Below are 10,168 nucleotides of genomic sequence, written 5' to 3'. Positions count from 1 at the left end.
ACGACACGACAGTGGTCCGACGCTTGACCTATGATTGATCTTCAATTGGGCGGCTTTGGCGCATTTGATCGCTGCCTATTATCATTGATAGGCGGAGTCATCACGCCGGAAATCACAATTGGGCTGAATGTCAGTGTCGACAGTTCGAAATGCAGCGCGCGGGCTGCTGGTTCTACTCACAATTCTCGCCGCAGCCGTCATTGCAGGCATAGTGAGTACAGCACGCCTGAATGAGCCTAGCGACGTTCAGCGCACAATTCTGTACGGCGTTCTCATACTGTTCGCGTATGCGATACCGGTTCAGCTGAAGTCACTACGGCTGAGTGCCGGGCACGTGTTCGTGCTTGTTGGACTGCTGAGCGCAAGTTCCAGCGGCGTCGACGCCATGATTGTCGCCGCAGCCGTGTCCACATTCCTTGGCACGGTTCTGCATCTGACCCTCATGCAGCGGCGCGGCGTTAACGCCCTGCGAGACTGGCCCAAGCTGGTGGCCCCATTCGCTGGCGTCGTGCTGAGCGCATACTCCTTTGTCACAGTATTTCGTCAGGTCGCCGGCGTCGTGCCGTCGGCGCCTGTCAGCGCTTACCCGGCCGAGAACTTTGGTGCACTCGTTCTGTCGATGCTCGCCTTTCTGGCCGTTTACTCCGGCGCGTATCTGCTACTCAGGCTCGATACGCTGCGGCCGGGTGAGGTTCTGATTCGCGAATTGCCGCCGATCGTGGTTGTTTTGGCGCTTCCGCTTCCGTTAGCCGTGCTTGGGGGTGAGATCGCTTCAAAACTCGGGACAACGGCCGAACTCGTATTCGCTTACGGCGCAATGCTCATCGTGATTGCCCTTAGCGGGCTTGGGCGGGCAGAGCAGAAGTTGCGCGACGACCTCGAAGTCCAGCAGTCGCTAGCCGTGCAGAATACGGTGCTGATGGCCGATCAAGATTCTCAGATCAGCCAAATGTCGTTGCTCAACGAAGTCGTGGCCACGCTCAGCGGCACGCTGTCCCCGGACACGCTGGTGGACCACATTATCTCGTGCGCCTCCGTGCTGACTGGCGCAACCGGCTACGCCGTCTATCTGAACTGGAATGACCAGTATCTGCTGGCGCGGGCTGTCGGCCTCTCCGACGTTGAGTTCGAAGCCATCTCCGTGCCGTTGATGTCTCTACAAGTGGACGATAGCGACCGCTTCGACGCACACCCTCTGGTCGTCCCCGACATCGCCAGAGATCCACGGGCCGAGATGCTGCGGAGTGTTGGAGTTCATCGCAAGCAGCGATCGCTGATCGAGTTTCCGCTGGTGGCAGGCGGCGCAGTTCTCGGCGTACTCGCGCTGTACTTCACGCACACGATCGACCCAAATGACCGGCGGCTCGAGATTCTCCGGGCGTTTACGACACAGGCGGCACAGTCGTTGTACAACGCGAGGCAGTACGTAGAGGCCAATGAAGCCTTCCAGCGCAACGCCGAACGCCTCATGACTCTGGCCGTGCTGAGCCGTTCGCTTTCGTCATCGGTAGATGTTGGGAGCATGTGCGAGCAGGTGCTCGACGAGGTCCTGTCGGCGACAGGCGCAGAGACCGGTTTACTCGTGCTGCTGGACGATATCGCCTCGACCCCTCAAATCGGTGCGACACGTGGCATCGAAGACGACCAGACGCAGTTTGCCAGCGTTATCGCAGCGCTGCGGCAGATCGACCCGGCTAGCGGCGCGTTTGTGATCCGGCGGGACATGCATACGGTTGGCATGCCGCCGTTTCTCACACAAGAATCCAATTCGCTGCTGATTGTGCCTATGGTGCAGGCAAGTTTCTTGTTCGGCGTCATCTGGTTGGAACACAGCTCGCCCAGCGGGTTCGGTGCAGAGGACATCCGGTTTGTCGAACAGATCAGCAACCAGGCCGTAATTGCGCTTGAGAACGGTCGCTTGTTCCAGCGGCGTGAGGCCGATCGCGAACGGCTCGCGCGCCTGCTGGATACCATGGTCGAGGGCATCATGATGATCGATCGGCAAGGGGATGTCGTCTTGGCGAATCCCCGAATGTCGATCGTTGGGCTGGCTTCCGAGGATCTGCTCCACGCCAATTTCCTTGAGCTGCTTGAAGTCGATGGACTGCTGTTTGCCGAGCGCGTAGGTTTCGCGTCACGCGAGGAAGCGGTGGCGTTTGTGCTGCACATGGACACCTACTCGGAACAGCATGAAGCCACGACGTACAACGTCTCCCTTCCCAGCGGCTCGCAGCGTGCGGTTGAGCGTCGCATCGTACCTGTAAGCAGCTCCGACAGCGCATCAATCGGCCTAATGTTGGTGTTTTACGACCGAACGGCCCAGCAAGAACTCGAGCGGTCACGGGAAGAACTCACCAACATGATCATCCACGACCTGAGAAGCCCATTGACGGCCGTGACCACAAGCCAACGCCTGCTCTACGAGATGATCCCGAAGGATAGCCCTTACTGGTCGGTCGTGGAGTCTGCGACCGGGATTAGCCGGAGAGCGGTGAAGAAAATCCTTAACCGGGTGGACTCGCTGCTTGATATCGCAAAGATGCAAAGCGGTGGCATGCTCGTGGAGCGCAGCAGTATCGATTTCGGTGAGATTGCGCGCTCGGTTATTGAGGAACTCGCGCCTCTAGCGAAGGAGCTAGACATCGAGGTCGAACTCATCGGGGACGGGAACATTCCCAATATCAATGTCGATTCCGACAAGATCGAGCGTGTGATGCTCAACTTCATCGACAATGCACTCAAATACAGCCCGAAACACTCGCTGGTCTCGATCCACTGTTTCCCGCATGAGCCAGATAATGGCTTCGTGCGCATTGAGGTGCGCGATCAGGGGCTTGGCATCCCGGAGGACTACAAGTCACGCCTGTTTGACGGCTTTGTGCAGGTGGAAGGCCGGCGCAGCGCTCGAGGCGGCGTTGGCCTCGGCCTAACGTTTGCCAAATTGACCATCGAGGCTCACGGCGGGCGTGTATGGATCGAGGACAATCCGGGTGGGGGCAGCATCTTTGCGTTTACGCTGCCGACCGCGCCCGCACAACAACGCACGACGGTATCCGAACAGTGATATGGTTGTCATAACTCTTGTCGGTCGAAGCCAAACGGGTGCGAGGCGATGAAGGTCTTAATTGTTGACGACGAGTTGGTGATTGGCGAAGCGCTTTCCACTCGGCTGCGGAACGATCACTTCGAAGTCCAGACGCGGTACAACGGTCTGGATGCGTTGAAAACCTATGAACTGTGGGGACCCGACCTTGTCGTGCTGGATATAGTCATGCCGGGAGAGCTTAGCGGCCTCGATGTATGCCGCCGAATCCGCGATTCATCAGACGTACCCATCATGTTGATGTCCGCGCAGGCGATTACCGAAGAGGATATTGTCGAAGGCTTGCAGGCTGGTGCCGACGAGTATCTGGTCAAACCGGTGCGATTGAACGAGTTTTCGGCCCGCGTTCAAGCCCTCCTAAGGCGCGCATCGCCAGCATCTGCCGATTATGATGACGGATACCTCAGCGTGGATCCGCAGCGGAGGCACGTGCGTGTTCAGGGAAGGCGCGTCCACTTGACGCCCACCGAATTTAAGCTGCTGATCGTCCTGCTCGAAAACGCCGGGCGTGTGGTCCACCAGCGCGATCTGCTTGAACAGGTTTGGGGGCACGAATATATCGACGACAAGTATTATCCGCGCGTCTATATCAGCCAACTGCGCCGCAAGATCGAACCAGACGCCGGAAACCCGCGTTATATCCTGACCGAACACCGCATCGGTTATCGGTTCGAGAAGCATCTGCCCAAGTAGCGTCACGGCTGTTTAGCGGATGATTGACTCCACGATCGTCACAATTGTCCTTGACGGCGTGGTGCTTGCACTCACTTTTTCATTCGCACTGCTCCTGATTTGGCACAACCTGAACAAGCGTCATATCGCACTACTGGTGACGCTGCTTGGCTTGGTAGTTGCATGGAATCTCGGTTCCATCGTCACCAAGCTGGCCGGCCAGTTCGCCTTAAACAGCACGATGGTGTCGGCCGCCGCAGTGGTACATGATGCGGGGTTTGCTGCGTCAAGTGTGGCGTTCTACGCCTTCGCCGCGTCGCTCACCGGTACACGCGCGGCGCCGCTGCTCCGCGCTGCTTTGCTCGGCATTGGCGCGGTTGTTGTTTCAAGACTGGTGTTCTCTCCGCTGGTTCTGGTCGAATCCGGCCAGGCCACGTCGCAGCTCTCGCCCCTGCCCATGCTGCTGTTCTTCGCTTACAGCGTTTTAGGCGTGTATCAGCTGTTCGCGAACCGGCGCAAACTGACCTCGCCGACCATATTGAGCGGCGCTGCGCTGTTTGTTGCCGGTCAGGGCTTGGCATTCGCGAATCCGGCGCTTGGAATCGTCGCGATCTCGACGAATCTGTGCTCTGGCGGCCTTCTCCTGATGACGATCGGAGTCATCCGGCGCGAGATCATTCGCCCTCTTGCCGAGCGCGAGCAGCAGATTGCGGCGCTTCACAGCTTGAGCAAGGAGATCGCCGGTCAGCCGCAGCTCGACGAGGTCCTCGGACAAATCGCACTCCAAGCGACAAATTGGATAGGCGGTGATGCTGCGGGTGTCTTCCTGCGCGATGAAGACCATCTGTACCTTGCGGCAACACACAACTTGCCGTCGTCGTATCACGGTTTGAAGATGTCGATCGACAACGGTGTATGCGGGCAAGCCGTTCGGTCGGAGAAGGCGCAACTTGTCGAGAACTACGGTCGAGACTGGCGCTTTGAGCCCGATTTGCCGCTAGCTGAGCAGACTTTCGGTTCATTTGCGGCCGTGCCGCTGACGTATCAGGGCTCGGTTGCCGGTGTGTTGTTCGTCGTATCCGGTCATCAGGGACGCATGTTTCGCTCGGACGACGTATTTCGACTCGAATTGCTCGCGCCGCAGGCCGCCGTGGCAATCGCATACAGCGCCCTTCTCGACAAGCAGCGCCGATTGCTGCGCCAGATCGAAGCCAACAGCGCCCAGCTCGAGTCGCTCCTGTTGAGCACAGAGAATCCGGTAATTGCAGTCGATCGGCGGTTGAAGGTACTGTTTGCAAACCCTGCGGCACTCAGCCTGCTCGATGTCGAACAGGGCACCGATGCGAGTGACATTCGAATTCCGGCGCAGTACTTTCCGCCATCGCTTGAGGCAATGGCGCGCGATTTGCAGCTCTTCAAGGTTCACGAGTACGAAATCGGCCTCGATTCGGTTACTTTTCAGTGCCATGTGGCGCGGCTCGGCAAGACACGGCATGAAGGCTGGGTCGCTGTAATGCACGACGTGAGCCGCCTCAAGGAACTCGACCGGATGAAGGGCGAGATGATTCGGATGGTCAGCCATGATCTGAAGAATCCGCTGATGGGCGCGATGTTGAATGTCGACCTGTTGCGGACTCGCGAGGACTCGGCGCTCAACGAGTCACTGGACGCACTCGATCGTCAACTCGATCGAATGGATCGCATCATTCGCGGCGTTCTGGATCTTGAACGGATCCGCACAGGCCGGCTGCAGCGGCTACCACACGAGATCTATCCGATTGCAGCGAAGGTCATTCAGGATCTTGACCGGACACGGCTCGACCGGGATGTATCGATCACGAACGCGGTTGATCGGACGTTGATCCTCGATGTTGACGGCGAGCAGTTCGAGCGAGCACTTTCCAATCTCATCGAAAACGCGATCAAGTTCTCGGAGAAAGGCAGCAGCGTTACTGTTTCGAGCGAGGTCCGTGAGGCCGGCAGGCAGGTTGCGATCCATGTGATAGACACTGGAATCGGGATACCGGCCGACATCCAAAGTCACGTCTTCGACCGATTCTTTCGCGGCAGACAGCGCGGATTCGAGCACGTCAGCGGCAGCGGCCTTGGGCTTGCGCTGGTCAAAGCCATTATGGAACTGCATGGCGGCACAGTCGCGCTGAAGAGTGTGGAAGGGCAGGGGAGTTGTTTTACACTGCTATTTACAGTGTCGGAGGGCGTGCGACAGGTCGCTTCACAGGGGGAGACGGGGCGGGCGCTTGGCCCGCCCGAAACACACGACTAGAGCGCGAACATGCTCTGCATCTTGATGGCCAAGCCCATGTCGCCTTGAACCTTCAGCTTGCCCATCATAAAGGCATTGATGACCGGGCTTTTGCCAGTTGCGACGTCGAGCCATGTCTCGGCCGACGACTTGATCGTGATCTTGGGATTCTCGGCGGCGCCTTCACCGGCGACAACCGTTCCATCGGCCACCTTAACCCAGTACATGCCGCCGTTCTCGCCACTAAAATCAAACTGGATGACGGCGTCCACACCCATTGCCTTATCAGGCTTGAAGCGCGCAACCATCTCCTCAAACACGGATGACAAGTCAGTCATCTTCACCGGCTCCTAATCTGTCGTTCCAATGATTGATATGACGATGCGGGTAGTATACTCGCAAAGTCCACGCCACCCAAGGCTGTCGCGAGGTTTACTCGATGCGCGCATACCTACGCATTCTAACCATTGCATGCTTGCTGTCACTCGGTGCTTCGGTTGGCGCACAGAGTACGACCGAGCGGCCCGAGACGGGCACGATCGCATACGTCGGCGTGGATCACAATATCTACGTCTTGCAGCCCGGCGGGGAGCAGCAGCCAACCGCACTGACGTCAGACGCGTCAAGCATTCGACGCTACGTTTTCCCGACGTGGTCCACTGACGACCGCCTTGCGTTCTTCTGCTGCGACATCACATTCTCAGATGACTTCGTTTTGCAGGCGTTTGTTGCGTCGTCTGACCTGACCGCCGCAAAGCTCTTGTATGAAGCTGACAATGAGGGTTACACCTACGCCTACTGGTCACCCGGAGCTTGCAGCGAAGGAGTCGACTGCCGTGATCTCGCTATCCTCATTACGCGCTTCAGCGACACGTTCAAGGTCGAGCTGATCCGGCAGTCTGATGGGACCGTATCTGCCCGTACGGCAGGTACCGGCGCGCCGTTCTATTTCAGTTGGAATGGCGACGGCCACCGCATGTTGTGGCATCGGAACAATCGCCAGGTATCCGTATTTGACACCACATCCGAAGCAGAGGCGAGCGATCTGCTCGTCGTGCCTAACGGATTTCAGGCACCGGTCTGGGCGCCAACCGGCGATAGGGCGGCCCTAGTTCTCGCTGAAAGGTCCGGACAGACGAATGCCTTGGTCGTAATCGACGGAAGCGACCGGACCGTTCTGGTGCGGGGAATACCTCAGGCCGTCCGCGGGTTTCCCAACACTGTAGCGATGAGTTGGTCCCCTGACGGGAGATACCTCGCTTATCGGGCCGTGAACCGCCTCGGAGCCAGTGCGGTCCTCGTAGTGGATGTGGAAGCGGCCGAACTCGTCGCCAGTTCTGAAGATCTCAACGTCCTTGCCTTCTTCTGGGCACCAGACAGCGAGCGAATCGCCTACATCACACCGGGAACGCGCGGAGAACCAAGCGCCGGCGGTGGGGTTGTCACGCGTGTTCAAGGCGAACCAACCCCCGCGTTCACGTGGTCGATCCTCGACGTTGTGAGCGACAGCAAGACTGACCTTGTGTCATTCGTACCGACCTCCAATATGTTGTACTTCCTCGCCTATTTCGATCAGTACTCGCAGAGCCACAGAATTTGGTCGCCTGACGGAAGGTATCTGACTTATGCCGAGCGGGTTGAAAACGCACCGTCGCTGATCTCCGTCCTTGACACGCAGTCGGACCCTCCAGTAGTTTGGAGCCCGGGGCACGGTGACTTCTCGACTTGGAGCTTCAATTAGCCCTTGAAACGCGTTGTATTCGGACTGATCGTCCTTCTCGCTGCGGCCTGCACAGGTGCGCCGGAGTCACGTGTTGTCTTTGTCACGGCGACACCGAGCACTGTTCCCCCGCAAGACGCAACGGCTGATGTTCAATCTCCTATTGCGACGGCCGATACGGCCGATACTGTGGACACTGCGGCTACCCTGACGAGCGGTGGGCTTGAATTCGCGGAGAGTTCGCAGGACACACGCATCCACACCGTCGTCGCAGGGGAAACGTTGTTTGCCATCGCGCAACAGTACGAAACGACAATGGACACTCTCGTCGAGCTGAACCAGTTGGAGAACCCCAATCTGCTCTTTGTCGGACAGGAGCTGCGCGTTCCCGGCGGGCCGACCCTCGTAACGCCATCGGTCCTGCTGCTGCCTTCCGGCAGCCTGGTGCGCGGACCAACCAGCCCACGTCAATCGGTCGAGCTGACCTCACGGTTTGCCGGTTACTTCGCTGGCCTCGTGGAACCGGTCGAGGAGCGCACGGCGACCGGAGACCGCACGACACGTTCGCTTACGGCTGCGCAGATTGTCGACCGCGTGGCTGTCGAAACCAGCGTCGATCCGCGCGTGCTGCTGGCATTCCTAGAGTATCGGGCAGGTTGGATTACACAATCGAACCCGGCCAACGTGCGTGAACCTCTCGTCGATATCGAAGAGTCGCTTCCCGTCAATCGCACCGGTCTCTACCGTCAGGTCTCCTGGCTGGCCAACGAGCTGAACCGCGGCTACTACCAGCACAAGTACGGCGACCTGTCGATTCTCGAGCTAGAGGGAGGCATCCGCCTCCTGATCGATCCAAGCCTGAATTCCGAGACCGTGGCAATCCTACGCGCGCTGTCGCTGGACCGGCCCGCCGCCGACTGGTTGGCTGACGTCAGCCTGTCGGGTTGGCGAGCAACGTACACGACGCTCTTCGGTGAACCGCAGTCGGCAGGTGAGGTTGTATGGGCACAACCCGGACCGCTCGCTTTGCCGTTTGCGCGCGGGGAGACATGGTTGTTCACCGGCGGCCCGCATGGCGGGTGGGGATCAGGCAGCGCGTGGTCTGCGCTGGACTTCGCGCCGCCTGACGAATCGCGCGACAGCCTGTGCTTCATCTCCGAATTTCCGGCCCGCGCTGCGGCAGACGGAGTAATCGCGTATCGCGATGCGGGAACGCTGATACTAGATCTCGACGGCGACGGAGACGAACGTACGGGATGGAACTTGCTTTATCTACACTTAACAACGGACAGTATGCCGCCACTCGGAATGCGTGTTGCGACTGGAGATGCACTCGGCTATCCCTCGTGCGAGGGTGGCGTGTCAACGGCGACGCATCTTCACATCGCGCGCCGATTCAACGGCGAGTGGGTCCCTGCCGACTGTTCCGCATGTACCGGCGGATCCGCCTTCAGCCTGGTCCTGGGCGGCTGGGAAAGCACGGGCCTATTTGGCCAGGAGTATCAGGGCCGGCTTGTCCGTGGTACGGATGAGCGCGTGGCAGAGCAGACACGTACCGATCCGATCAATAGGGTTACACATGAATAACAGACCCCTGACAGCGCGGATTGTCGTAATCGCCGCCGCTGCCTTGACACTTCTGCCGCTTGCTGGACAGGCCACAGCACAGGTCGAGCCAACGCCTATCGTTGTACAGCTTGCGACGTCCACGCCACTTCCGGTACTTGGCGCACCGTCGGCAACACCAGTCGTCCCTGATCCGACCGCGACCGACATCGGACCGACGCAGATCGAGGCGCTTTCGAGCGTCAATGTGCGCGCGGAGGCATCGACCGATGCGGCACGGCTCGGGTTGATTGTCCCCGGCGAGCGATATGCGGCGACGGGTCGCTACTTCCGCTGGATCCAGTTTCGTTATCCGAATTCGCCGACGGGCTACGGATGGGTCTATGACGAACTCGTTCAGATCATTGGTGATCCGGGTCTGATCCCGGACCTTTCCGTTACGCAGCCCACTGCCGACCCGATTGTGGCAGCAGCAACCCAGACGGCGGAGGCGGTTGCGTCACAGCCCGGCGGCGACCTGACCGCGACGGCAGGTGCGCGGGTGCTGACCGGCCCGGTCGGTGTAGACGCAAATGCGACCGCGGCGGATGTCCTCGTCGATGCTCAAGGGAGCGAACGCCTTCCGACGTTCACGCCGGTACCGAATATCGAGGAAGATATCGCGGCGGCGTCGGTTCAACCTACAGCAACTACGGAACCTTCTATCTTGCCGATTGCCCTTGAGCGCGGCGGAGTTCCTCCGCTAATTCCTATTGTCGCGCTGGTAGGGTTTGGTATGTTGGGGTTGGTGGTCAGTTTCAGGCGCCGGTAGGTAGCCGGATGTGGCATTGAATCCCACGGGATT

At 59.1% G+C, this 10,168-nt stretch carries 7 protein-coding genes; 6 read left to right on the top strand and 1 reads right to left on the bottom strand.

Annotated elements, in window-relative coordinates:
* The first annotated feature begins 133 nt into the window (after positions 1-133).
* Genes IPM16_06420 through IPM16_06410 form a run of 3 tightly spaced genes read left to right on the top strand, consistent with a single transcriptional unit; the run spans position 134 to position 6,059 of the window.
* The gene (locus tag IPM16_06420; protein MBK9122741.1) at positions 134-3,064 is read left to right on the top strand and encodes a GAF domain-containing protein; all 2,931 of its coding nucleotides are present in this window, start codon (positions 134-136) and stop codon (positions 3,062-3,064) included.
* A gap of 48 nt (positions 3,065-3,112) precedes the next feature.
* A complete protein-coding gene (locus IPM16_06415; protein MBK9122740.1) occupies positions 3,113-3,796 on the top strand; it encodes a response regulator transcription factor in 684 nt (227 codons plus the stop codon).
* Positions 3,797-3,815: 19 nt separating this feature from the next.
* Positions 3,816-6,059, top strand: coding sequence for a GAF domain-containing protein (locus tag IPM16_06410; GenBank protein ID MBK9122739.1), 2,244 nt, complete (start codon positions 3,816-3,818; stop codon positions 6,057-6,059).
* Here IPM16_06410 and IPM16_06405 read toward each other — a convergent pair.
* Positions 6,056-6,376, bottom strand: coding sequence for an SCP2 sterol-binding domain-containing protein (locus IPM16_06405; GenBank protein MBK9122738.1), 321 nt, complete (start codon positions 6,374-6,376; stop codon positions 6,056-6,058). The genes IPM16_06410 and IPM16_06405 overlap by 4 nt on opposite strands.
* Before the next feature lie 101 nt (positions 6,377-6,477).
* On the opposite strand from IPM16_06405, the gene IPM16_06400 reads away from it, so the two are divergent.
* The 3 genes from IPM16_06400 to IPM16_06390 are packed head-to-tail and all read left to right on the top strand — an operon-like array spanning position 6,478 to position 10,135.
* On the top strand, positions 6,478-7,779 hold the full coding sequence (locus IPM16_06400) for a PD40 domain-containing protein (GenBank protein ID MBK9122737.1): 1,302 nt from the start codon (positions 6,478-6,480) through the stop codon (positions 7,777-7,779).
* 3 nt (positions 7,780-7,782) lie between these two features.
* Positions 7,783-9,345 (top strand): LysM peptidoglycan-binding domain-containing protein, encoded by a 1,563-nt coding sequence (locus IPM16_06395; GenBank protein MBK9122736.1) that lies wholly within the window; start codon positions 7,783-7,785, stop codon positions 9,343-9,345.
* Complete coding sequence (locus IPM16_06390) at positions 9,338-10,135, top strand: SH3 domain-containing protein (GenBank protein MBK9122735.1); 798 nt, start codon at positions 9,338-9,340, stop codon at positions 10,133-10,135. The genes IPM16_06395 and IPM16_06390 overlap by 8 nt, the downstream gene beginning before the upstream one ends.
* Positions 10,136-10,168 lie beyond the last annotated feature (33 nt).

Origin of the sequence: Candidatus Flexicrinis affinis, from assembly GCA_016716525.1 — a bacterium.
In the GTDB taxonomy this organism is placed as follows: domain Bacteria; phylum Chloroflexota; class Anaerolineae; order Aggregatilineales; family Phototrophicaceae; genus Flexicrinis; species Flexicrinis affinis.
Note: the sequence above shows the minus strand (reverse complement) of the source record. Positions and strands in the feature narration are given on the sequence as shown.